A 24,347-nucleotide genomic window follows, 5' to 3' on the forward strand; every position below is an offset into this window, starting at 1 on the left:
CTTGACAACTGAGGAAAAACTACAGCATTTCCTGGAGTTTTGCATGGAAGATGCCAGATCCCGCAGTGCAAAGATGCTTGATGAATATACGGCTGCTTTGGAGCAGACCTTTGCAGAGCATCAGGACAGTGCAAACCGGCGGGCCGAACAGCAGGTGGCATTGGAACAGAAACAGATCGAACGGGAAATCAACAAAAAGCTGTCTCTGGAACAGATCAATATCAAAAGGGAATATGGAAAAAAGCAGGATGAGCTCAAGGAAAAGCTGTTTGAGGAACTCAAAGAGCGGCTTACCGAATACATGAAGACGCCTGAATACACCAAGCTGCTGAACTCTCAGATACAGAAGGCTTTAGAACTGGCTGACAAAGAATTTATTACCGTTTATATTGATCCAGCCGATGAAGGGAAACTTTTGGATCTTTCCCTGCCCCAGAAAGCAGACATACAGGTAAGTGAATACTCTTTTTTTGGAGGGATCAGAGCCGTTATCCCATCAAGACATATTCTGATTGATCATTCGTTTCAGACAAAGCTTGCTGAAGCAAAACGTGATTTCCGCTTTGATGTGAAAGATATAATGGGAGGTACGGCCAATGAGTAATACAGGTAAAATCTTCGGCATCAACGGCCCTGTGATTTATTTAAAGGGTGATACGGGATTTCAGATGAATGAGATGGTCTACGTTGGAAAGGACCACCTGGTGGGGGAAGTCATCGGTCTGACAGACCGGCGCACCACCGTACAGGTCTATGAGGAAACCAGCGGCCTAAAACCAGGGGAAACGGTGACCTCTACCGGCTTCCCCGTATCCGTCACTCTGGCTCCCGGCATATTAAATAACATCTTTGACGGAATCGAACGTCCCCTGTCGGAGATTGCAAAAACCGGCGGTGCCTATATTGACCGCGGCATCCAGGTAGATTCTCTTGATACACAAAAACTTTGGGACACTCATATAACGGTGAAAAAGGGCGATCACCTTCTGCCCGGCTCCATCATTGCCGAAGTACCGGAAACACCTGCTATCGTCCATAAGGTCATGATTCCTCCTGATATGGAAGGTGAGGTGGCAGAGGTGGTTTCCGACGGCTCCTATACCATCAGCCAGCCTCTTCTGACTCTGAAGCTTTCAGACGGTACCACCAAACAAGTGACCATGACTCAGAAATGGCCCATCCGGGTCCCCAGACCTATCTTAAAACGGTATCCTGCCACCAAGCCTTTGATCACCGGCCAGAGAATCATTGATACTCTGTTTCCCCTGGCAAAAGGCGGCACTGCCTGTATCCCCGGCGGTTTTGGAACAGGAAAGACCATGACCCAGCACCAGATCGCCAAGTGGTCTGATGCGGATATCATCATTTATATCGGCTGCGGGGAGCGCGGCAATGAGATGACTCAGGTTCTGGAGGAATTTACAGAGCTGATCGACCCCCGTTCCGGCAATCCCTTAATGGACCGGACCACTCTGATTGCCAATACCTCAAACATGCCTGTGGCTGCCAGAGAGGCCAGCCTCTATTCCGGTCTTACCCTGGCAGAATATTACCGGGATATGGGATATCATGTTGCCATCATGGCAGATTCCACCTCCAGATGGGCAGAGGCTTTGAGGGAGTTATCGGGACGTCTTGAGGAGATGCCTGCGGAAGAAGGCTTCCCGGCATACCTGGCTTCCCGGCTGTCCGCCTTTTATGAACGGGCAGGTATCATGCAGAACTTAAACGGGACCGAAGGTTCCGTTACCATCATCGGTGCGGTATCTCCTCAGGGCGGAGACTTTTCCGAGCCGGTGACCCAGAACACCAAGCGTTTCGTCCGCTGCTTCTGGGGTCTGGACCGGAATCTTGCCAATGAGCGTCATTTCCCTGCCATCCACTGGCTCAGCAGCTATTCGGAGTATCTCACTGATCTGGCTCCCTGGTATGTGGATTACGTGGATAAAAAATTTGTGGATTACAGGAACCGTCTGGTATTTTTGCTGACCCAGGAAAGCAGCCTTATGGAAATCGTTAAGCTGATCGGCGGAGATATGCTTCCTGACGACCAGAAGCTGATCCTTGAAATTTCCAAGGTGATCCGGGTCGGATTTTTACAGCAGAATGCGTTCCATAAAGAAGATACCTGCGTTCCTATGGAAAAGCAGTTCTTAATGATGGATCTGATTCTTTATTTATACAAAAAATCCCGTTCTCTAATATCCATGGGAATGCCCATGTCCGTATTAAAGGAGGACCCTATTTTTGATAAGATCATTTCCCTAAAATACGATGTTCCCAATGACCGGCTGGATCTTTTCGATGACTACAAAAAGCAGATTGATGCCTTTTATGAATCCGTCATCGAACGCAACGCTTAGGAAGGAGGAAGAAAATGGCAATCGAATATTTAGGCTTAAGTGCAATCAACGGCCCGCTGGTCGTATTGGAAGGCGTCCAGAATGCTTCCTTTGACGAAATCGTGGAAATGACTGTCGCAGGAAAGAAAAAAAAGCTGGGAAGAATCATTGAGGTTTACGAGGATAAAGCCATCATCCAGGTCTTTGAAGGAACCGAAGGACTGGCACTCCGAAACGTCCACACCCGCCTTACCGGACACCCCATGGAGCTGTCCGTATCCGAAGACATGTTAGGCCGGACCTTTAACGGGATTGGAGTCCCCATTGACGGATTAGGAGATATTGGCTCCGACATCCGGCTGGACATTAACGGTAAGCCCTTAAACCCTGTAACCAGAGAATATCCAAGAGATTATATCCGTACCGGTATTTCAGCCATCGACGGGCTTATGACACTGATACGGGGACAGAAACTGCCAATCTTTTCCGGCAACGGTCTTCCTCATGATGAACTGGCGGCTCAGATCGTTCAGCAGGCTTCCTTAGGGGATGATGCGGACTCCAGCGAAAAGTTCGCCGTGGTGTTTGCGGCAATGGGGGTGAAATACGATGTGGCAGACTTTTTCCGCAGGACCTTTGAGGAAAGCGGAGTTTCCGATCACGTTGCCATGTTTATCAATCTGGCAAATGACCCGGTGGTGGAGCGTCTGATCACACCAAAGGTGGCTCTTACTCTGGCGGAATATTTAGCATTTGAAAAAGGAATGCACATCCTTGTGATTTTAACAGATATGACGGCTTACGCGGAGGCTCTCCGTGAGGTTTCCTCTTCAAAAGGAGAAATCCCTTCCAGAAAAGGATATCCGGGCTATTTGTACAGTGAACTGGCCTCCATCTATGAACGGGCGGGAATCGTAAAAGAACAGCATGGTTCCGTCACACAGATTCCCATCCTCACCATGCCAAACGATGACATCACCCACCCCATTCCGGACCTTACGGGATATATCACAGAGGGTCAGATCGTACTGGACCGCAGCTTATACGGCCAGTCCGTTTACCCGCCCATCAACGTCCTCCCCTCTCTCAGCCGTCTGATGAAGGATGGCATCGGAGAAGGCTTTACCAGGGCCGATCATCAGGGCGTGGCAAACCAGCTGTTTTCCTGTTATGCAAAGGTGGGCGATGCAAGAGCGCTGGCGTCGGTTATCGGTGAAGATGAGCTTTCTCCCATTGACAAGAAATACCTGGTATTCGGGAAAGAATTTGAAAACCGGTTCGTGGGCCAGGGAAATCATACAAACCGCAACATCCTAGAGACGCTCACCATTGGCTGGGAACTGTTAGGACTACTGCCAAGAGCCGAATTAGACCGTATTGATACAAAAGTCCTGGATCAGTATTACAAGGAAACCACCCCTGACGCTTCGGAAGAATAGGAGGGAAATTCATGAATCCCAATACATTTCCCACGAAAGGAAATTTAATTCTTGCCAAAAACTCTCTCGCTCTGGCCAGACAGGGCTATGAGTTAATGGATAAAAAGCGGAACATTCTGATCAAAGAGCTGATGGAGCTAATTGATGAGGCCAAGGGCATCCAGTCTGAAATTGATGAGACCTTTACTTCTGCTTATAAAGCCCTTCAAAAGGCGAACATTGAACTAGGCATTGATTATGTAAAGGACATCGCTCTGGCGGTGCCTGTGGACGATTCGGTGCGCATCAAGACCAGAAGCATTATGGGGACGGAGATTCCTTTGGTGGAGCATGAAAAGCGGCCATTAAACTTAACTTATGCCTATTACAGCACAAAGGAATCTCTTGATGAGGCCCGCTACAAGTTTGAACGGGTAAAGGAACTGACCTTAAAGCTTTCCATGGTGGAAAACTCCGCTTACCGTCTGGCAAACAGCATCAAACGGACCCAGAAACGGGCCAATGCACTGAAGAACATCACCATTCCCCGTTATGAAACGCTGACCAGAAACATCACCAATTCTCTTGAGGAAAAGGACAGGGAAGAATTTACAAGACTAAAGGTGATTAAACGAACGAAAAATAGCAGCAACGGGTGACAGAGAATGCAAATGGGATAGATTTTTTAGTTCGGCCAAAGAAATACCAATTTATTATGCCCGAAAAAGAGTTCGCTGTACTTTTCTTCCATAAAACGGACCATTTCTCCCCTTGCCATCTTGGCAAGGGTTCCCTTTTGCTTTCCTTTCCCACCGGATAATTCTCCAAATTCCACGGTAATAAGCTTGTCCTCCGGGGCCAGATATTTCTCAATTGCTGTGGAATACTGCTTACCGGAAATGAATCACAAAATTCCCAACTCCGTAGTTGACAAAAATTATCTGCATATGGTATGATACTAAAACACTTGAGGGAGTAGTTTGCGCAGTATTTCTGCGTGCCAAGTCAACATACTGACCATTTACGGTCTGGCTTGCCTTAATAAACGAGACTCATGTATAGCGTGGGCTATACATGGTCTATTTTTTTTGACTCATGCATCGCTTGCCTATGCATGAGTTTTTGTTATATACAAATAATCTAAGGAGAGAATGGCATTGAAGGAATTTCAGGAAAACACACGGGATTTACTCAACCGGCTGCAGACCCACGATGCAGACGGACTAAAAAGCGGACAAGTAGAAATACAGCGGGAGAAATACGGAAGCAATACGCTGACCAGGGAAAAACCTGAGTCGCTGATGCGGCGCATTGGGGAAGCTGCCAGAGAACCCATGATTCTCATGCTCATCATGGCTGGTGTCATCGCGCTTCTGGTCAACATCATTCGCGCCACCACCGGCTCAGAGGCAGATTTTTTAGAATGCCTGGGCATTTTTGCAGCCATCTTTCTGTCTGTACTGATCACCGTCATCATGGAAGGCAAAAGTGCCAAAGCCTTTGAAGCCTTATCTAAAATCAGCGATGATACCATGATCAAGGTGATCCGGGACGGCCAAACGCATTTGCTGAGCCAGAGGGAAATCGTTGTCGGCGACATCATTCTTCTTTCCACCGGGGATAAGATTCCTGCCGATGGACGGCTTTTACAGAGTTCCGGACTGACCGCAGATGAATCCGCACTGACCGGAGAGAGCCTGCCTGCAAAAAAAGAGGCGGATCTTCTCATTGTGGATGAAAAGACACCGTTAGCGGAACGGGCCAACATGGTGTATTCCGGCAACTTCATCACGGGCGGTTACGGTAAGATGGTGGTAACTGCAGTCGGTGACAGCACAGAATTCGGAACCATTGCAAAAGAGCTTACAAATGCGGAACGCTCTTCCACCCCTCTTCAGGAAAAGCTTGCAAGACTGGGAAAAACGATCACCTTACTGGGTATTATTGCTGCTGCCATTGTTTTTTCCTCAGAGCTGATCTCCTTTGCTTTGGAAGGCAGGCTTACACTGGAAACCGTTCTCGATGCATTTGTTACCAGCATCGTTCTCATCGTAGCCGCGGTGCCAGAGGGACTTCCCACCATTGTGGCAGTCTCCCTATCCATCAATATCATCAAGCTATCCAGGCAGAACGCCCTGGTAAAAAAGATGATCGCCTCTGAAACCGTAGGCTGTATCAATGTGATCTGCTCCGATAAGACAGGAACGCTTACAGAAAACAAGATGACGGTCTCCGCATTCTACGACGGCTCCTGGAAGGAAAAGACCAGAGACCTTGCTTCAGACTGGCTGATCCATAACATCTGTTTAAACACGACAGCGGACATTTCCCCGGATGGTTCCTTTATCGGCAATCCGACGGAATGTGCCATGCTGAACTTCTACCAGCAATCCGATGCCTGCAAAAAAAGCGGAAAGACTTATAAGGATGAACGCTGTGACCACGAAGTGCTCCATGCGTTCCCGTTTTCTTCCGAGTTAAAGCACATGACCACCATCAGCAAGGTGGATGGAAAGATCATCTCCTATGTAAAAGGAAGTCCGGAGTGCGTTTTCTCCATGTGTGCCCTTTCTGACGAGGAGCGCGCCAGGATTGAAACCTTCATCGTAAAAGCACAGGAAAAAGCCATGCGTGTCATTGCCTTTGCCCATAAGGAACTTCATGAAATGCGGGACTATGAAGAGGAAGCTCATCACAATGCCATGGAAAAGGACATGGTATTTGACGGTTTTGCCGCCATTTCCGATCCTCTTCGTTCCGATGTTTACGAAGCGGTCAAAAACTGCCGCATGGCCGGAGTGGATTTAAAGATCCTGACCGGCGACAATATCATTACGGCTACCGCCATTGCCAATGAGCTTCAGATTCTTGAAGATGGAAGGATGGCAGTGGAGGCCAGAGAAATTGTGGAGCTAAGTGATCAAGCGCTTCTTGATCTCCTTCCCAGAATCAGCGTCATTGCCCGGAGCACCCCTTCTATTAAGATGCGGGTGGTAAAACTGTTAAAATCCCAGAACAACGTGGTTGCCGTCACCGGTGACGGAATCAACGACGCTCCTGCCATAAAGAACGCAGATGTGGGCATTGCCATGGGCATCTCCGGTACGGAAGTTTCCAAAGAGGCCAGTGACATCGTGCTCCTTGACGATTCCTTCTCCACCATAGTAAAAGCCATTGCCTGGGGACGGGGCATCTATGAGAATTTCAAACGTTTTATCCAGTTCCAGCTTACGGTCAATCTTTCTTCCGTGATTGTTGTATTTTCCTCTATTCTATTGGGATTAAAAGCACCATTTACGGCTCTCCAGCTGTTATGGATCAATATCATTATGGACGGGCCGCCTGCCCTCACTCTTGGTCTGGAACCTATTTATGATGATTTGATGAATCGTCCTCCTACGGGAAGAAGTGACAGCATTATATCAAAGACCATGTTCCTTCGGATTGGACTTACAGGAATGTATATCTCCGTCATATTCCTATGCCAATATGTCTTTAACTTTTTAGGTGCAACCGACAGGGAAATGACGACCGTACTCTTTACCCTGTTCGCCCTATTCCAGCTTTTCAATGCCTTTAACTGCCGGGAGCTTCATAAAACCAGCATCTTCAAGCATTTATTTCAGAACCGGATCATGCTTTTGGTCATATCTGTTACCTTCCTTCTGCAAATTCTGATCATTCAGTTTGCAGGGGCATTTTTCGGAACGGTGCCTCTTGGCTTTGCCATGTGGCTTAAAATCTTCGGGCTTACCTTCAGTGTTATTCTCCTATCCGAGTTTGTGAAGCTGCTGCTGCACCGTAAGTAAGCATCAAACAGCCGGTGGAACGACCGCATGCTTTCTATACCGGCGTTTCACTGGCTTTTTTAATGGTTACATCTTATAGGAAATGATATAATAAAACTTATGGGATATAAAAACAGAAATCAGGTTATACCAGAAATGGATAAGGAGCGTTATGAAAATTGCAGTTTGCGATGATAATATTTTGTTTCAGGAAGAAATCAAAAATCTTTTATATGAATACTTTGGAAGACTCTCTGTGGAGATAAAACTGTTTTCAAACGGAATGGAGTTTCTTAGAGCGGTCCAATCCATCAGCAATCCTTTTGACCTTGTTTTTATGGACATTGAAATGCCGGGAATTGACGGGCTGGAAACTTCAAGGCAGCTAAGAAAAAAGAACCGGGATCTATTCCTGATATTTTTATCAAGCCACACCGAGCTGGCCTTTGATGGTTATGAGGTGGATGCCTTTCGCTTCCTTACAAAGCCGGTCAAGCGGGACAAATTATGGAAAGCATTAAGTGACTGGGAGAAATCACGCCTTTCCGAGGAACGAATCTGCTTCAATCTTGGTGACCGCAGTCAGGTATTAAGCTGGAGTGAGATCCAGTACATTCAAAGCGAAAATGTCTACGTAAATGTGGTCACCGTAAGTCAACGGATTCTCGTCCGCATGAAGATGAAGGAGCTGGAAAAAAAGATGCCGGAATCCATGTTTTTTAAGCCCCACCGCAGTTATTTGGTGAACTTAAAGCATATTCTCAGCTTTGATTCCAAAAAAATCCGCATGGCGGACGGTCTGGAGGTACCCTTAAGCCGGAGACATGCGGCAGAATTCCGGAACCGGATGATGAAATTTTTAAACCGTTGATAGAAACCTGCTTAACTTCTGTGGAGGGATCACTCATATGAATACCGTTTACCAATTGATCGGGGGACTTGAGATTTTGATTCTCATGACTGCAATCGCCCGATATGTATTTCTCATCAACGCCCCTCAGACAAGAAGCGGGCTGCTGCTTTTCTGGGGGAGCTTTCTCCTTGCGGAAACAATAGCGGGAGCTGTCTTTCATTCGGAGCCGGCAACTGCCCTGCTTCCCTTTTTATTTGCCATACTATTTCTTTGGCAGGGAAGACCGTCCCGACGCATTCTGGGAATGTTTTTTATCATTCCAATCTCCGGAATGATGCTCTCTCTTCTATTTCTTCCAATAATGATCGTATATCTGTTTACAGGCTCTATGAATCAGGTACTGGACAACAAAGACATCTTCTGGATTCCTATGGATATTCTGTTTTGGTTCTTCTGCATTCTATTTGCGGTAAAAGTCAGACGCTGGAAAAGCAGGTATTCTGATTCCTTTAATCAACGGAAACTGACACAATGGGAAACCCTTTTACTATGGGGAATCGGTTTCCTTTTACTGGTCCTTTTCTTCCTGTTGAGCCTTATTGATGAATTTTCTTTTACGCTTTCTATCGCCAGAGGGTTTGTCATCGGTGCCATTGTGATTTTAGGAATCCTTCTGTATACCGTTGTTGCAGTCACCATTCAGGGGAATCGGAACGCCTATTTTGAACGGGAAGCCGCTTTGAATGAATATTATTTGAATGCACAGCTAAAACATTTTAAGGCTTATCAGGAAACCCAAAAACAAACCCGGAGAATCCGCCACGATATGAAAAATCACATGGCCTGCCTGTACGCACTTTTAGAAAAGGGACATTATGAAGAGGCTCAGCTCTATATCAAAGAGATGAATGAGCTGGTAAACCAGTCCGAAGAACATTTTCATACCGGTGATCCCATGATCGACGCCATCTTAAACGAAAAAACTCCGGATGCTCTTTCAAACGGAATCCGCCTGTCTGTAGAGGGAATTCCCCAATTTTCCCATATGGAACCGGTGGATGTCTGTACGATTTTTGCAAACGCCATGGACAATGCCATCGAAGCCCAAAAAGATTTAAATGACCGGAACAAATGGATCCATGTTTCATTTGTCCGCCAGCATGCCATGCAGTACATCCGCATTGAAAACCCCTCAAATGAAGTCCGTAAATCAGGCACCTCCTTCCTCACGGAAAAGGACCCAAAAGAGCATGGATTCGGACTGGAGAATATAAGACGAGCCGTTGAAAAATATGACGGTCAAATGAATGCTTCCTATCAGAACGGGATATTTGTACTGGAAGTGCTCTTTACAACAAAATAACTGCCATCCGCAACAAAAAATCACCAGGAAATGATTCCTATGCTATATTGGGTCTATCAAACACCGCGGTCCGGCGGTAGAAGGGTGGTAGATATGAACGAAGAATTAAAATTAACGAAACAACTTGAAAAAAAGAAACAATCCGAAAAGAAGAAACAAGTTAATAAAGTTATAACCGGTGTTCTGTTCTATGAACTGATTACGGTCGTATGTGTGATGCTGGACGCCCTCATACAAATGATCCGGGTGGCAGTTCTCTACAGGAACAGTCCTGATATGGAACAGCAGGTGGAGGCCGTTTTGGAAGATTGCATCAACAGCGGAAGGGGAATGATTCTTTCCATTGCCGCCGGCCTTTTCTTTCTATTTATTTATTTTCGGAAACAGGAATATTCAAAAAAGATATTTAATCAAAGCCGTTCCATGAAAAGAGCTGAATTCTTTCCCATCCTCACGGTATTTATGGCACTTCAGGTCTTTTTCCTGGTGGTGGGCAACGGAGCCGAATCCATTTTGAATAGGTTCGGATTCAGTCTGATGGAAGAAATCGAATCGGCAACCAGCGCAAGTACCGTGTTTTCCATGTTTTTGTACGTTTCATTTATTGCCCCCATCGCAGAAGAACTGGTGTTTCGTGGCTTTGTGATGAGGGGACTGGAACGGTTTGGAAAAATCACAGCCATATCTGGTTCTGCCCTCCTGTTCGGAGCCATACACGGAAACCTGATTCAGGGTGTTTTTGCAGCCATGGCAGGGCTTGTCCTTGGTTATGTGGCCATGGAGTATTCGATTCTCTGGTCAATCGTCATTCATATCATCAATAACTTTATTTTCGGTGATTTGTGGGCCTATGTGACAGGCGGCTTGAATGAAACCCTGCAGGACATTCTATTCTATGGCATTTATGGTTGTTTCTTTGTGGCTGCAGGGATCGAGCTATACTTAAAACGGAACGAAATCAAGGAGTACTGGAGAAAGAATAAAAACAAAAACGGCCATTGGAAGATTATCGTTACGTCCTTTTGGTTCATCCTTTTTATGATCCTCCAGCTGGCAGTAGGGATCAGCGGAATCCATAAAATTTAAGGGGATTGACAAACACTCCCCTAAATCATATACTTTCCTTAATTTCCAAAATGGAAATAATCCGGAGGTTACTAATGAAAGCTGAATTTTCCTTGTTTTTCATCATTGAAGTCATCGGCACCATAGCCTTTGCTTCTTCCGGGGCAATGGTTGCCATAAAAAAACAGCTGGATCTGCTTGGAGTCGTTGTTCTGGGAGTCACTACAGCGGTAGGAGGCGGCCTGTTAAGGGATATTATCATAGGCAATGTCCCTCCTGCCATGTTTCAGGACCCTTTGTATGTATTACTTGCCTTTTTCACGGTTATGATTCTATTTATTATCGTTCGGCATAACCAGAGAATCCTGGCCGGCCGATCCATTGAAACCTATGAAAAGGTCATGAACATCTTTGATGCGGTGGGACTTGGTGCTTTTACCGTGGTGGGAATTGATACGGCTATCCTTTCCGGCTATGGGGAATACCATTTTCTCATCATATTTTTAGGCGTCATCACAGGTGTGGGCGGGGGGATTTTACGGGATATCATGGCAGGTCAGACCCCTTATGTCCTCCGCAAACACATTTATGCCTGCGCTTCCATCGCCGGAGCCATTCTTTATGCCGGGCTTTTAGAACACATCAACGGAAATGCCGCCATGCTCATCGGTGCCTGTTCTGTAGTTTTGATCCGTGTGCTGGCAACCCGTTTCTGCTGGAACCTACCGACCGCAACCCAAAAAAATTAAGGAAAGGGAAAAATCCATGAACCGTTTTTTGCAATACACCATTGGAATCATATTTTCCATCTGTTTCATGATCGTTCTTTTATTTACATCTGTGGAGGCCACAGTTTACTGGATTCCAGGATATTTTGAAACAGAATACACCAAATATAACGTCACAGAGGCCGTTTCCATGACTATGGATGACTTATTGGAGGTTACGGACCAGATGATGGCATATTTAAAAGGAAACAGAGCGGATCTGCACGTTCCCACCACCATGGGAGGTGTAAAACGGGAATTTTTCAATGCCAGAGAAATCGCTCATATGGAGGACGTCCGGGGGTTATTTTTAGGGGCAGTTTCCATTCGGAGAGGCTGCCTGGTGATCATGGCTCTCTGTGTGATTTTACTGTTTTTATTAAAGACCAGCTTTAAGAGAACGTTTCCCAGAGCAGTGTGCGTGGGGAGCGGACTCTTTTTTGCGTTGTCGGCTGTTACCGCCACAATCATCTCTACGGATTTTTATAAATATTTTGTCCTGTTCCATCAAATGTTTTTTAAAAACGATTTATGGATGCTGGACCCTTCCACGGACATGCTCATTAACATCGTTCCAGAAGGTTTTTTCCGTGACACGGTCTTTTTGATCGGGCTTATCTTCTTCCTTTCTGTTCTGATTATCCTCTCTGTATGCCTGTTTTTGATACATAAAAACGGGAAAAATCCCAAATAATCTTTACTTGTTACCTTAAATAACCTATACTGTAAAGTGGAGAATTGTTTGAAACCGATTTTGAATTTATGGAGAGATTATCCTATATGACTCAATTTATAAAAAGGTCCACTGTATTTTTCCTTTGTCTGCTTCTTTTTGTCTCCTCCTCTGCAGGAAATGCCCGGGCGGCCGCTGAATGGCCGTCTGGTTTGTCCGTGAATGCACAGGGAGCAATCGTGATAGATGCGGACACCGGAACCGTTCTCTGGGGCCAGAACATACATAACCAATATTATCCGGCCAGTATTACCAAGATCATGACCGCCCTGCTGGTGATTGAAAACTGTGATCTGGAGGATACCGTCACGTTTTCCCACAACGCCGTGTTTAACGTGGAATCAGGGAGCAGCAATGCGGGGATTAATGAAGGAGACAAGCTGTCCGTCAGGGACTGTCTCTATGCCCTGCTGTTAAAGTCTGCCAATGAATCTGCCAACGCCCTTGCAGAGCATGTGGCCGGAAGCAGGGAGGCATTTGCGGATATGATGAATGCCAAAGCAAAGGAACTGGGATGTACCAATACTCATTTTGCCAATCCAAGCGGCCTGAATGACCCGGAGCATTATACCTCCCCCTATGACATGGCGCTGATCGCCAAAGCGGCCTTCAACAACCCGGTGTTTGAAGAAATAGACTCCACCACGTATTACAAGCTTCCGCCTAATTCCATCAACAAAGAGGGACTTTCCATCTCTCCCGGACATAAGATGATGAGAAAAAGCAGTCCGTATTATTATCCGGGCATAATCGGCGGGAAAACAGGCTATACCACTCTGGCTGGGAACACCTTAGTCACCTGTGCGGAAAAAAACGGAATGAAACTGATTGCCGTCATTTTAAAAGGCTCTACCCCGGTGTACTGGTCGGATACAAAGAACTTACTGGATTTTGGATTCGAGAATTTTGTCTCTTTAAAAGCAGCCGACTATGAAAAAACCTACAGCTCCATCACCAGCGATTTAAGCTTCAGCGGACTTTCCATTCAACATCCCGAAGCCCTGGTACTGGACCCGGACAGCCGCATCATACTTCCCAAAACAGCGGATTTTTCTGATGCAAAAGCCGAATTAAGCTATGATGTCTCTGCAGATGACCCAAAAGGTGCCATCGCAAAAATTAATTACCGTTACAACGACCGGGTGGTGGGAAGCACATTCCTGGAAATCAACAAGGAGTTATTCCAGGCGGACGAACAAAAAGGACCAGTCTCCGAAACAGACGGAGAATCCCGTAAGACCTCTGCCGGGGTATCCGACGAATACCGGCAGAAAGCGCTTCGTCCGTTTAAGATTCCACTGGCCGCCTGGCTCATTCTGGGCGGAGTGGGTGTTCTTGCTCTGATCGGCTGTCTTGTGTCTTTCTTTCTGTATAAAAAGCGCAGGTATGAGGAAGATTTTCTCATTCGGAGGGAACAACGCATGAAACGGCTTAAGGATTCGGGTATTTCAGTCGATGAATTCAACAGTATCTTAGAACAGAGACGCTGCTCGTTTCCGTCAAAAAGAAAAGGCCGGCGGGGCGGCCGGTTGAAATTCCGTTAAAGCGATCAAGGGGGAGGGACATGGTGAAATTTAGAAAACCGACGAAAAAAGAACTGGTGCATAACGTTCTGACAACCGTATTGTTTCTATTGTCAGCCACGATTATCTCCTACCTGATCATGTTTTTCGGCGGCCTTACTAATAACGTGGGTATGGTTTATATTATGGCAGTTGTACTGATCTCCCGGTTTTCCAATGGTTACATACCGGGGGTGGTGGCATCCTTTATCAGCATCCTCTGCGTCAACTACATATTTACCTACCCTTATATGGAATTTAAAGTTTCTGGGATTGGATACTCCATTACGTTTATTACCCTGCTTGTGATTTCCACCATAACAAGCGCTACCACCACACACCTAAAACAGCAGAACCGGATTCTCAGTGAACGGGAAAAGCTTCTTATGGAGGCCGAAAAGGAGACCATGCGGGCCAATCTGTTAAGGGCCATCTCCCATGACTTGAGAACTCCGCTTACAGGCATCATCGGTGCCAGCAGCGCATATCTGGATAATGAAAGCAGCATGTCAAAGGAAGAAAAGAACAATTTGATTTCCAATATTAAGGAAGATGCCAACTGGCTTTTGAACATGGTGGAGAATTTACTCAGTGTCACAAGAATCCGGGATACCGGTGCTCATGTGACAAAGCAGCTGGAGCCTTTGGAAGAAGTGGTATCCGAAGCACTGCAGCGTTTCCGGAAAAGACTGCCAGCCGCCACCGTACATGTAACCATTCCCGACGAACTGGTCATGGTTCCCATGGATGCCACCCTCATCGAGCAGGTGATCATCAACCTTCTGGAGAATGCGGTCTACCACTCCAATTCCACGGAACCCATAAGCCTTGCAGTCTCCATTCATGACGGGTATGCATGGTTTGAGGTCAGCGATCAGGGGATCGGACTTTCTTCGGAAAGGCTTTCCACTTTATTCGACGGCTATACTTCTTTGCCCAACAGCAGCTATGATTCCCACAAGGGGATGGGAATCGGTTTATCTATCTGTAAAACCATAGTGACTGCCCATAACGGAAAGATCATGGCAGCAAATAAAGAGCACGGGGCTGTTTTTACGTTTACATTACCATTAGGGGAGGATATTTATGAGTAAATTTACAATCGTCATGATCGAGGATGAAAAGAATATATGCAACTTTATAGAAAGTGCATTAGAAAGGCAGGATTATAAAGTGAATACCGCCTTTAATGGAAGAGATGGACTTGCTTTGATCAATTCCCTTTGCCCGGATGTGATTCTTCTGGACCTGGGACTCCCGGATCTGGATGGAATTGACATTATAAAAAGTGTCCGCAGCTGGACGACTATTCCTATCATCGTCATCTCAGCCAGAACTCAGGAGCAGGAAAAAGTAGCAGCACTGGATTTCGGCGCTGACGATTATATTACAAAGCCTTTTGGCACCAGCGAGCTTTTAGCCCGAATCCGCACCGCGCTGCGCCATGGAAAACCGACCGTCAAAGCCATTGACGGAAGTGTGGTTCAGACTCCGTACCGGAGCGAAGGACTGCTGATCGACTTTGCAAAACGGCTCGTTACCCTCAATGATCACAAGATCCATCTGACCCAGATCGAGTACAAGCTGGTATCTTTGCTGGCAGAAAACTCAGGAAAGGTTTTGACCTATGACTATATCATAAGCCACATCTGGGGACCTTATGCAGATAACAACAACCAGATCCTGCGGGTCAACATGGCTCATATCCGCCGAAAAATCGAAGCAAACCCGGCGGAGCCAAAATATATTTTTACGGAAATCGGCGTAGGCTACCGTATGAAGGAAAGCGAAATTTAAGAAAGGGGCTGTGCCCCCTTCTTCTTATTCTGTTTTCGGACTTTTGTTTTCTCTACCCGCTTTTTCTTAGCTTCTTCCTTTTTCTTAAATATCTCACCGATCTCTTCTTCGCCCACCAGTTTCATGGTTTTGACCACATACACCTGTCCTTCATCACTTCTTCTAAGCCGGATCTTTCCCTTAACATTACCATGGACCGGACAGCATCCCAGGGCCGTATAAAACTTCTGATTGACAGAAAACCACCGGATCTTCTTTCTGAGCATCCGGTTGCACTTACAGCAGATCAAATCCGTTACGGTCTTATCCCCGATGGCGTCCTGTTTGGTGGCAAAGGGTCTGGATATATATTTGGAATACTCCGGAAATACCAGATATACCTCTTCCTCCCGGTTTTCCGGGAGACGGTAATAGTCTGTAGACCAGTATTCCTTCACCTTTTCAAAATCCATCTTGTGCATGATCCGCCCGGTGTAATGGGCATCATCCAAGGCCCGGTGAAAAGGCCTTTCCTCCATGATCCCCATCTCAAACACCGCAAGATCCAGTGACAGACGGTCCTTGCCGTCTCCATAGAGCAGACTGTAGAGTTTTTGCAGGTCATAGTAAAGGAGGGGCTTTGGAAATGGATTCGGTATTCCATAATAGGAACAGTTTCTCTGCAGCTCCGTAAGATCCATGGACCCCCAGGTGCAGTAGACGGCGTCCTTCCCGCACCATTGCAGAAACTCCTGAAACGCTACTTTAAAGTCTGTTCCTTCCTTTAACAGAAGCACTTCATCCATATGGGTCACTTCCAGAATCTTTTCATGAAGCTCTGTATAAACTTTGGGCTTTATCAGCCTTCGGAATTCCCCCACTTCCTGGAGGGATTCATCAAGCTTTACGGCTCCAATCTCGATGATCTCAAAGGGAAAATGCTCAACCGTATCTTCCTTTCCCCCCGCACTCTGGTTCCATTCCAGATCCAGTACAATATAATTATTCATAGTTTAAATCCTTTATTCTAACAGTCTGTTCAGCTTATCCGCCATGACCCGTCTGCGCTCTCTGCTCCCTTTTTCATCTATGCACCATACGCCGCTGTCCTTAAAAATGAGGTCACCTTCTTTCGCCCCTTGGGGAAGTTCCGACGCTTTCAGCTTTACGCTGTCCCCGTTTTCGTCCTCACAAACAGCAATTTCCCCGCTGATGCGGTCTATAATATATCTCATGGCTTTCTCCTTTCATTTGCAGGTCCTACGGCTTGCAGATTTTGCAAGGCTCATATCCCATCCCGATCAGTTCCTCTCTGGTCCCAATTATGGAGCTGCGGTTCATTTCTTTTATGGAATCTGCAGAACTGCAATCCGGCAGGTGGAACTTCTTTGTTTTGGTATTCACCACGTATTCCCGGCGGGTGGACTGGCTGTCCGGAGCTTCGGTTGAAACGCCGGACGCTTCTGAACCTTCTGCTGCCTTTGGTTCCATCCTATCACCGACACCCGGAAAGGTGACCTTCGTTCCATCGCTTACCGCCACGATGGTCCCCAGTTGATCGGTACGCAAAACTTTGATATGCTTTTTCTGAAACAGTTCCAGGGTCTCCTTATGAGGATGCCCGTAATCGTTATTTTTCCCGCAGGATATCACTGCGTATTCCGGGTCTGCCCGGTCAATAAAAGCCTGGGAGGAAGAAGTGGAACTGCCGTGGTGGGAAACTTTTAAAACATCGGCTTTTAAGGATAGTCCGTTTGCAACCATATCCTCTTCCGCTTCTTTTTCTGCATCTCCGCATAAAAGAAAGCTGTTGTTTCCGTAATCGACCCGGATTCCTACGGACCAGTTATTCAGTTCATCTCCGTAATCCCGGTTGGGCGCAAGGATCTGAAACGATGCGGACCCAAGATCATAAGTCGTCCCCGGTTTGGGAAGGGTGATTTTTAAATTCTTTTCTTCGATGGTATCGAGAAGACGTTCATAAAGTTTTGTGGTGTGAGCCTTCTCTGGCATAATGATTGTACCAACATCAAACGCCCGTATGACCGCTTCAAGCCCCCCAATATGATCCGAATGGGGATGGGTCCCAATCACATAGTCAAGCGTCTTCACGCCCTGTTCCTTTAAGTAGGAGACCACCACCGGACCCTGATCCCGTTCTCCGGCATCAATCAGCATGTAACGTCCGTCCTTTTCGATCAGCGTACTGTCTCCCTGGCCCACATCAATAAAATGTACGTTTAAATCCGTCCCTGACTCCGTTTTCGCCGCTGCGTCCTCAGCCCTGCCGCTTGATGGGGCAATTCCTGAACAGCCTGTTAAAAACAGTGCCAGAATAAGGATTCCAGCTAAAAATATCCGTTTATAAAATTTTCCTGTCACTTTTTCTGTCATTTCCAAGTGCTCCTTCGTGCTATTATATGATAGAATGTTTCATCCTACAAGTATTTTTCAGAGGAACACCAGTTCACTCTTGCCCAAAAAGACGGACTGCAAGCTCAGGCAGTCCGCAGATTTTCCTGTATAATTTTAAGAAATTTGATTTGCTTCCCGGTTTTTTTCCGCCGCATCCCCATCCATGTATTTGGCCGAGGATTCTACCCAGTCGACCTTTACCGCCTCATTGCGTTCATTGACCAGCTGCCAGATTTCCATCTCCCCAGCCCGCCTGCTGAACGGACTGGGTATATTCACCTACCTTAGGCAAATCCACCGTTACGGTAAGCGTCCGGCTTAAATCCGCCCGTTTCTGCTTGATATATGTTCCGCCGCTGACTAAAATGCCCTTCTCATCCGTGGCAAAATAATATCCATCTTCCGCATATAGCTTTATTTCCATTCTCGGAACATCGCCTTCAAACCACTGAAAACCGTCATTAATAAACTCACAGTCCCCCACGTAAACCCTGCTGTTCTCTGCCGTAACCTCCACCTGCTGCTCAGAAATGGAATCTCCCGGCATGATCTGTGCCGAGACCGTCATCTTTACTTCCGTGATTTTTTTTCTGGAAGCCGCCATGGCCGGCATAGAGAAAAGCCCTGCTGCGAGAGCCGCCGCTAGAACCGTTAAAATCATTTTTTTACCCGTCATATGGAATCCTCCTCTTTCTATTTCCTTTAAGCGTTGTAAATAATGGTAGGTCATTGGTTTATTATAACCCATTTCCTGTCATTTGTGAACTGCCGGCATAATTTAGGTCAATAAACACCTTCCGTAGCAGCAAGTCCTATTGTTTCATTCAACGAAAAAAGGGTAATAAATCTCATTTCTTTGTCTTTTATAAACGAAATTTGTCACATTTGTTTATATTTACAACTAGGAATCCCTTCTTTGATATGCTATCATAATTTTATTGAATGGTAATTAATAAGACTATTGATAGAATTCAGGTTCAAAAGAACGTGGATCTTTTCCGTTTTCGATACATATTTTTACACTTTTACCGTAAGACAAGGAGTTTTTAAAGTTATGCACTGTTATCCACAAAATAGAAATATGAGTACCACAAATTGTTCCTTTTTATTTCCTGCTGGATTTAAACGGCAAGGAGGCCACGAGACTGATGGATATTAAGACTATTCTTTATCATGGTTCAGATGTATCCGAAACGGGACTGGAAGAGGACCAGGCAAGGTTTGAACGGTTTTTGGAGCATTTTATCAACCAGACTCCGGAATGGGGTACAGAAGCACTTTTGGTTCTTCCCAACGAAAAGGCACTTCCCAAGCCATATTACTGGACAGGCATGGCACGAATCAGCTGCATGGATCACATCGCAGCAGTAGGGATCCATACTTACTTGAACTTTTCCATCACGAAAAGCTTAAAGGCATTTGATGCTGCAGGAGGATACAGGGAAAAGCTCAGGATCTGTGCTGTTTATCATCCGGAGCTGATGGCGATGAGCAAATTCTTAAGCTGCTGCCAGAGATTAATAAAGGAAAACATATCCTTTTCCGTTGGTGTCATTGGCTTACCGGAGAAGCTGGATATGATTAAGGAACTCCGCCGCTCCCTTCCCTCCGACATTTACCTGTGGATTGAACCTGTATCAGATATGAATTATCTCTATTCTCATGAGGAAGAGATGGAATTCCGGTTCATTGATCCCCTTTTTTCCCAGGAATGGACCTATACACCGGCGGACAAGAGCCAATGCCTGAACCAGCTCTTTGTAGAAAGCGACGGGAAGCTCAGACTTTGTGCCTCCAGTGAGTATCTCGAAGGAAGCTGGAGCCAGCTTACAGATAAACTCCCGGCTCCAACATGCAATCAGTCCATCTGCAGCGGATATCTTTCCTATGGCGGGCGCAATGATTACAGGCCCGGAGACATTTTCGGACAGTATGCCATGTTCCGGATTCCGTATAAGCCGAAGGCTTACTTTTTGACAGCAGATAAAATTCCTTTTCATAATCTTGAAACAGAGGATTCAGAATTTCTTTCGGCACTCAAAGACCGGAGAGAGACTGCCCCTCTTTTCCTGGTCACCACACTGCCTTACCGGGAAGCTTCCAGGCATTTCCATACCCTGCTTCCAATTTGCGGAGGCGGAATATTTGCGGGGGGCGCCCATATTGTGCTGAATAAAAAAGGCCGTCAGCCCCGCCGGGAAGAGATTCTGGCCCTTGATCCTTCCATTCAGCCGGTTCTGATGGAAAAACAGTCCGAATACGGATGCAGGCTCAGAATATTTCAACAGGAGGATACCATTTACCGGTTCACCATGGAAAAACCGTTCAGCCGTATGTGGCGGGAATCCGAGTATGATGCGCTGATGGAACTGATTCCTTCCAAAAATTACCGCTGCTTTATCGAAAATAACAGCTTTCACATCCTTCCTGCTCATGCAAATGAAAAAAACGGCATTAAAACCATCAGCCATTGGCTTTCCATCTGTCCGGAAGACTGTGTTTCCTTGGATAATTTATCTTAAACAAAGGGATCAAAAGAGACGCCTTCTCCCTTTGCAAAGTCCGCCAGCTTTTTGTTAAACTCATCTTTCTGATCGTAAAATGCAGCGTGCCCGCTGAACTCAAAGGCTTCCAACACAGAATTTTTAATATACTGATGCTGGATCTGACCGAGTACAAAGGGCACCACCTCATCGTGAATCCCGTGAATGATGAGGGTCGGTACGGTAATTTCCGCAAGATCCTGAAACAGCACTTCTCGGACCCAGGTCTTGGCTATGGCTGCAGTCGCCCAGCCGGCAGCCTGAATACCGATCTGGAAGAACCACTGGGCAAACGGCTCCGTAATATGCTGAAAAAAGAATCTATTGCCAAAACCGTTCAGCATATTGGGGCGGTCCGCATAAGTACCGTCAATAATATCCAGGACGGTTTGCTCCTCGATCCCGTAAGGGAAATTGGGCCGTTTGATCAGGCTGGGGGCGGCGGCGGCAAACAGGGCCAGCCTGGAAACTCCATATTCATGATGTCTCGCCATGTAGCGTATGGCAATGGCACCACCGGTGGAATGTCCGGCTAATGTAATATGGTCAAGCCCCAGCGCCTCAATCACCTGTCTGACATCATCTGCCAGCCGGTCATAATCGTATCCGTAAAAGGGTTTATCCGAATCTCCAAATCCTCTGGTATCAATTCCGATGCAGCGAAATCCCATCCCGGGAAGTACATCGAACTGGTACTCAAACAGCCTATGGCTTCCAGGCCAGCCGTGAAGGAACAAAATGGTATCTTTGCATTCCGGGTTTAAGTCCTCCACATAAATTTTCACATCTCCGTCAACGGTAACATAATATCCCATAATATCAATTCTCACAGGGTTTTAGTTTATACTATTCCCCATAAAAATCCAGCGTTCGGTTTTCTACTGTAATTTTAAAAGAATACAAAAAAAGCCGAAAACCTGATAACCATGGCTTTCGGCGAAACTTCTGGTGTTCCTGAGCGGATTCGAACCGCTGGCCTTCCGCTTAGGAGGCGGACGCTCTATCCTACTGAGCTACAGAAACACATATCAAATTTATATGGGCGAATCCCAAAAACGACTCTGCCTGACAGCAAATGCTGGAAACAGTGCAATATTTATTATATTCACAATTGTCCTTTTCGTCAAGCGATAACTTGCATTATTCCGCTTTCTCTTTAAAATTTACGATTCCCTGCATCCAGATCTGCCCCTTAAATCTGCGTCCGACCTCTGGAGTTCCTACCAAATCTTTCTTTGCAATGCCCACATGAAAGGTCAAGTCACTGCACTCTATGGTGAAATCGTATACCTCTTCTCCTGTGATCGAATTCTTTTTCTCGTCGATCTTCATGATCTCTCCGATGATGGAATACTGGTCACATTCCACCCCGCATGGCATGAAACAGGAATCAATAATGGAATACAAATCTTCCTTCATGGCTCTTCTGGATGCCTGGGAATATAAATCAATATCCTCGATGGTCAGGGTTTCCATGGCATCTTCATCACCGTTTTTCGCGGCTTCCAGTAAGGTGTTGCGGTCTTTTGCCGCCACTCTGGCCTTCTCTCTCTGCTTATCTGATTTCTGTATGGGAAGAAGGATCTTTCCGCTAATGGACAGCCCGGAAAGACATGCATCCTTTGTGTCCATAGAATGATGATCTAACAGCCGTTCCCTGCATTCAAACGAATTGTCTATATAAAAGATCAGGGAAATCCCCACTTTATATTCATCCAAAAGACCGGCATAGGTTTCCCGCTCCGTATGGCGCTGTATGGTACAGGGTACATCCGATGTCACGTCACTGGTTCTTAAATAAGGATAATAGTAGCTTCTTCGAAATTTCCCTTCCCGGTCCATCTCTCCGAAAATGGCGATCCCCATTCCTGGTGCCACTTCCTTTCGAAGTTCACAAAGATTGGATTCCTCGTCGATCTGAATCCGCTTTAGTCCGGACAAATCTTCACAGATCTGATCCAACAGTTTTTCTATGTCCCGGTCCTTCTGGTAAAGGCTGAAACCAATGGTTCTCAGGAATTTGTGCATAGAATCATCACCTGCTTTCTGATATACTAAGTTAAAATTCAGGAAAACAATAAGGCGAAGAACACTCCGCCTCAAGTCTTACCGCTTATTATATACCAAAATCAGTAACAATGCCAGTAAAATTTTTGTATCCAGCCACCATTATACGATTCCCTGGGAAATCATGGCATCCACAACCTTTTCAAAGCCTGCGATGTTTGCTCCTGCCACATAGTTTCCTCTTACCCCGTAACGCTCTGCGGCATCGGAAGCTTTTTTGAAAATATTACCCATGATCCCATGAAGCTTTGCATCCACCTCTTCAAAGGTCCAGGAAAGTCTCTGGCTGTTCTGGGACATCTCAAGGGCAGAAGTTGCCACACCGCCTGCATTGGCTGCCTTCCCCGGCATAAAGAGCATTCCGCTCTCCAGGAAGTAATCCGTGGCTTCTCTGGTAGAAGGCATATTGGCTCCCTCTGCAACGGCAAAGCATCCATTTGCTTTCAGAGCCTTGGCATCCTCAATGTTCAATTCGTTCTGAGTCGCACAGGGAAGAGCGATGTCACAAGGGATGGTCCAGATTCCCTTTCCTTCGGTGTAAACAGAGGTTTTCACGATTTCCGCATATTCCCTGATGCGTCCTCTGCGTACTTCCTTGATCTCCTTGACCGCATCAAGCTGAATTCCGGCCTCGTCATGGACATATCCGCAAGAATCACTCAATGCAACCACGGTTGCACCAAGCTGCTGTGCTTTCTCTGCCGCATAGATGGCAACATTGCCGGAACCGGAGATAACAATCTTTTTCCCCTTCAGTTCTTTTCCGTTTGCTTTCAGCATCTCATCGAGAATGTATACAAGTCCGTAGCCGGTGGCCTGGGTGCGCACCAGAGAGCCGCCGTAATTAAGTCCCTTTCCGGTAAGGACCCCTTCGTACAAGCCGGTCATTCTCTTATACTGTCCATACAGATAGCCGATCTCTCTGGCACCTACTCCGATATCACCTGCCGGAACATCCTGGTCTGCACCGATATATTTGGATAACTCGGTCATAAAACTCTGGCAGAATGCCATAACCTCACGGTCAGATTTTCCCTTAGGGTCAAAATTTGAGCCGCCTTTGCCTCCGCCGATGGGAAGACCGGTCAACGAATTTTTAAATACCTGTTCAAAGCCCAGGAACTTTAAAATACCCTGGTTTACGGATGGATGAAGACGCAGTCCTCCCTTGTATGGCCCGATGGCACTGTTAAACTGTACACGATACCCTTTGTTCACCTGGACATTTCCCTGGTCATCAACCCAAGGCACACGGAAGGAGATGATTCTCTCCGGCTCTACAAGGCGCTCTAAAAGCCCGATCCTACGGTAATGTGCCTCATTGGCATCAATAACCAGTTTCAGGGAATCAAGCACCTCTTTCACGGCCTGATGAAATTCTGCTTCTCCCGGGTTCTGTTTTACGACTCTGTCATAAACTTCATCCACGTATGACATATTTTTCTTTCCTCCTTGGGTTATATTATGTTGTAATAACTTAATTATATTAAGTTTCTGAAAAAGGGCGAAAAAGGGTCCAGAACATTGAAGTTCCGGCCCCTTTGCCTGGTCACTGCTTGTAGGAAATTATAACAAGTTAATTTAATAAAGTCAATAAGCGGCTTTGCTTAATTTTATTCCTTCTGTTTATTATTTTTGCAAAGTGACACTTGTGA

At 46.2% G+C, this 24,347-nt stretch carries 22 protein-coding genes, 1 tRNA gene and 1 pseudogene; 14 read left to right on the forward strand and 10 right to left on the reverse strand.

Going from position 1 to position 24,347, the window contains the following annotated elements; translation table 11 throughout:
- The first annotated feature begins 1 nt into the window (after position 1).
- From VIG27_RS17470 to VIG27_RS17485, 4 genes are read left to right on the forward strand one after another with little or no spacing between them, the layout of a single operon-like run.
- Positions 2–604, forward strand: a complete 603-nt coding sequence (locus VIG27_RS17470; RefSeq protein ID WP_394523995.1) for a V-type ATP synthase subunit E — start codon at positions 2–4, stop codon at positions 602–604.
- Positions 597–2,363 carry a V-type ATP synthase subunit A gene (locus tag VIG27_RS17475; protein ID WP_394523996.1) on the forward strand — a complete coding sequence of 589 codons (1,767 nt, stop codon included), beginning with the start codon at positions 597–599 and terminating at the stop codon, positions 2,361–2,363. Before VIG27_RS17470 ends, VIG27_RS17475 begins: the two co-directional genes overlap by 8 nt.
- Before the next feature lie 14 nt (positions 2,364–2,377).
- Positions 2,378–3,781, forward strand: a complete 1,404-nt coding sequence (locus tag VIG27_RS17480) for a V-type ATP synthase subunit B (protein WP_394523997.1) — start codon at positions 2,378–2,380, stop codon at positions 3,779–3,781.
- An 11-nt stretch (positions 3,782–3,792) separates the two neighbouring features.
- Entirely contained in the window at positions 3,793–4,419 is a 627-nt protein-coding gene (locus VIG27_RS17485) for a V-type ATP synthase subunit D (protein ID WP_394523998.1), read from the forward strand.
- 83 nt (positions 4,420–4,502) lie between these two features.
- Here VIG27_RS17485 and yaaA read toward each other — a convergent pair.
- Positions 4,503–4,661: pseudogene (yaaA, locus tag VIG27_RS17490) on the reverse strand (peroxide stress protein YaaA); the annotation flags it as partial.
- 250 nt (positions 4,662–4,911) lie between these two features.
- Here yaaA and VIG27_RS17495 point away from each other — a divergent pair.
- The 9 genes from VIG27_RS17495 (at position 4,912) to VIG27_RS17535 (ending at position 15,688) form a co-directional block, all read left to right on the forward strand.
- The gene (locus VIG27_RS17495) at positions 4,912–7,569 is read left to right on the forward strand and encodes a calcium-translocating P-type ATPase, PMCA-type (RefSeq protein ID WP_394523999.1); all 2,658 of its coding nucleotides are present in this window, start codon (positions 4,912–4,914) and stop codon (positions 7,567–7,569) included.
- 151 nt (positions 7,570–7,720) lie between these two features.
- On the forward strand, positions 7,721–8,419 hold the full coding sequence (locus VIG27_RS17500) for a LytR/AlgR family response regulator transcription factor (RefSeq protein ID WP_394524000.1): 699 nt from the start codon (positions 7,721–7,723) through the stop codon (positions 8,417–8,419).
- A gap of 37 nt (positions 8,420–8,456) precedes the next feature.
- Positions 8,457–9,764: a sensor histidine kinase gene (locus VIG27_RS17505; RefSeq protein ID WP_394524002.1), complete on the forward strand. Its 1,308-nt coding sequence runs from the start codon at positions 8,457–8,459 to the stop codon at positions 9,762–9,764.
- Between the two features lie 93 nt (positions 9,765–9,857).
- Entirely contained in the window at positions 9,858–10,850 is a 993-nt protein-coding gene (locus tag VIG27_RS17510; RefSeq protein ID WP_394524003.1) for a CPBP family intramembrane glutamic endopeptidase, read from the forward strand.
- A 74-nt stretch (positions 10,851–10,924) separates the two neighbouring features.
- Positions 10,925–11,578 carry a trimeric intracellular cation channel family protein gene (locus VIG27_RS17515; RefSeq protein WP_394524005.1) on the forward strand — a complete coding sequence of 218 codons (654 nt, stop codon included), beginning with the start codon at positions 10,925–10,927 and terminating at the stop codon, positions 11,576–11,578.
- Between the two features lie 16 nt (positions 11,579–11,594).
- Positions 11,595–12,290, forward strand: a complete 696-nt coding sequence (locus VIG27_RS17520) for a TIGR01906 family membrane protein (RefSeq protein WP_394524006.1) — start codon at positions 11,595–11,597, stop codon at positions 12,288–12,290.
- Positions 12,291–12,376: 86 nt separating this feature from the next.
- The gene (locus VIG27_RS17525) at positions 12,377–13,873 is read left to right on the forward strand and encodes a D-alanyl-D-alanine carboxypeptidase family protein (RefSeq protein WP_394524007.1); all 1,497 of its coding nucleotides are present in this window, start codon (positions 12,377–12,379) and stop codon (positions 13,871–13,873) included.
- 20 nt (positions 13,874–13,893) lie between these two features.
- Positions 13,894–14,985 carry a DUF4118 domain-containing protein gene (locus VIG27_RS17530; RefSeq protein ID WP_394524008.1) on the forward strand — a complete coding sequence of 364 codons (1,092 nt, stop codon included), beginning with the start codon at positions 13,894–13,896 and terminating at the stop codon, positions 14,983–14,985.
- Complete coding sequence (locus VIG27_RS17535) at positions 14,978–15,688, forward strand: response regulator (protein ID WP_394524009.1); 711 nt, start codon at positions 14,978–14,980, stop codon at positions 15,686–15,688. The genes VIG27_RS17530 and VIG27_RS17535 overlap by 8 nt, the downstream gene beginning before the upstream one ends.
- Here the strand turns inward: VIG27_RS17535 and VIG27_RS17540 are convergent.
- From VIG27_RS17540 to VIG27_RS17560, 5 genes are all read right to left on the reverse strand, one after another.
- Entirely contained in the window at positions 15,685–16,677 is a 993-nt protein-coding gene (locus VIG27_RS17540) for an exonuclease domain-containing protein (RefSeq protein WP_394524011.1), read from the reverse strand. The two genes, VIG27_RS17535 and VIG27_RS17540, sit on opposite strands and share 4 nt — an antisense overlap.
- Positions 16,678–16,689: 12 nt before the next feature.
- A complete protein-coding gene (locus VIG27_RS17545; protein ID WP_394524013.1) occupies positions 16,690–16,902 on the reverse strand; it encodes a DUF3006 domain-containing protein in 213 nt (70 codons plus the stop codon).
- 25 nt (positions 16,903–16,927) lie between these two features.
- Positions 16,928–18,061: a ComEC/Rec2 family competence protein gene (locus tag VIG27_RS17550; RefSeq protein WP_394524015.1), complete on the reverse strand. Its 1,134-nt coding sequence runs from the start codon at positions 18,059–18,061 to the stop codon at positions 16,928–16,930.
- Positions 18,062–18,196: 135 nt separating this feature from the next.
- Positions 18,197–18,322, reverse strand: a complete 126-nt coding sequence (locus tag VIG27_RS17555) for a hypothetical protein (protein WP_394524016.1) — start codon at positions 18,320–18,322, stop codon at positions 18,197–18,199.
- Entirely contained in the window at positions 18,297–18,758 is a 462-nt protein-coding gene (locus tag VIG27_RS17560; RefSeq protein ID WP_394524017.1) for a hypothetical protein, read from the reverse strand. The genes VIG27_RS17555 and VIG27_RS17560 overlap by 26 nt, the downstream gene beginning before the upstream one ends.
- A gap of 472 nt (positions 18,759–19,230) precedes the next feature.
- On the opposite strand from VIG27_RS17560, the gene VIG27_RS17565 reads away from it, so the two are divergent.
- A complete protein-coding gene (locus VIG27_RS17565) occupies positions 19,231–20,604 on the forward strand; it encodes a hypothetical protein (protein ID WP_394524018.1) in 1,374 nt (457 codons plus the stop codon).
- Here VIG27_RS17565 and VIG27_RS17570 read toward each other — a convergent pair.
- From VIG27_RS17570 to gdhA, 4 genes are all read right to left on the reverse strand, one after another.
- The gene (locus VIG27_RS17570) at positions 20,601–21,440 is read right to left on the reverse strand and encodes an alpha/beta fold hydrolase (RefSeq protein WP_394524019.1); all 840 of its coding nucleotides are present in this window, start codon (positions 21,438–21,440) and stop codon (positions 20,601–20,603) included. The genes VIG27_RS17565 and VIG27_RS17570 overlap by 4 nt on opposite strands.
- A 131-nt stretch (positions 21,441–21,571) precedes the next feature.
- A tRNA-Arg gene (locus VIG27_RS17575) sits at positions 21,572–21,648 on the reverse strand.
- Positions 21,649–21,765: 117 nt separating this feature from the next.
- Complete coding sequence (locus VIG27_RS17580) at positions 21,766–22,653, reverse strand: DUF3881 family protein (protein ID WP_394524020.1); 888 nt, start codon at positions 22,651–22,653, stop codon at positions 21,766–21,768.
- A gap of 141 nt (positions 22,654–22,794) precedes the next feature.
- A complete protein-coding gene (gene gdhA, locus VIG27_RS17585; RefSeq protein ID WP_394524022.1) occupies positions 22,795–24,129 on the reverse strand; it encodes an NADP-specific glutamate dehydrogenase in 1,335 nt (444 codons plus the stop codon).
- Positions 24,130–24,347: the final 218 nt, after the last annotated feature.

This window comes from Lacrimispora sinapis, from assembly GCF_043633585.1.
Lineage (GTDB): Bacteria > Bacillota > Clostridia > Lachnospirales > Lachnospiraceae > Lacrimispora > Lacrimispora sinapis.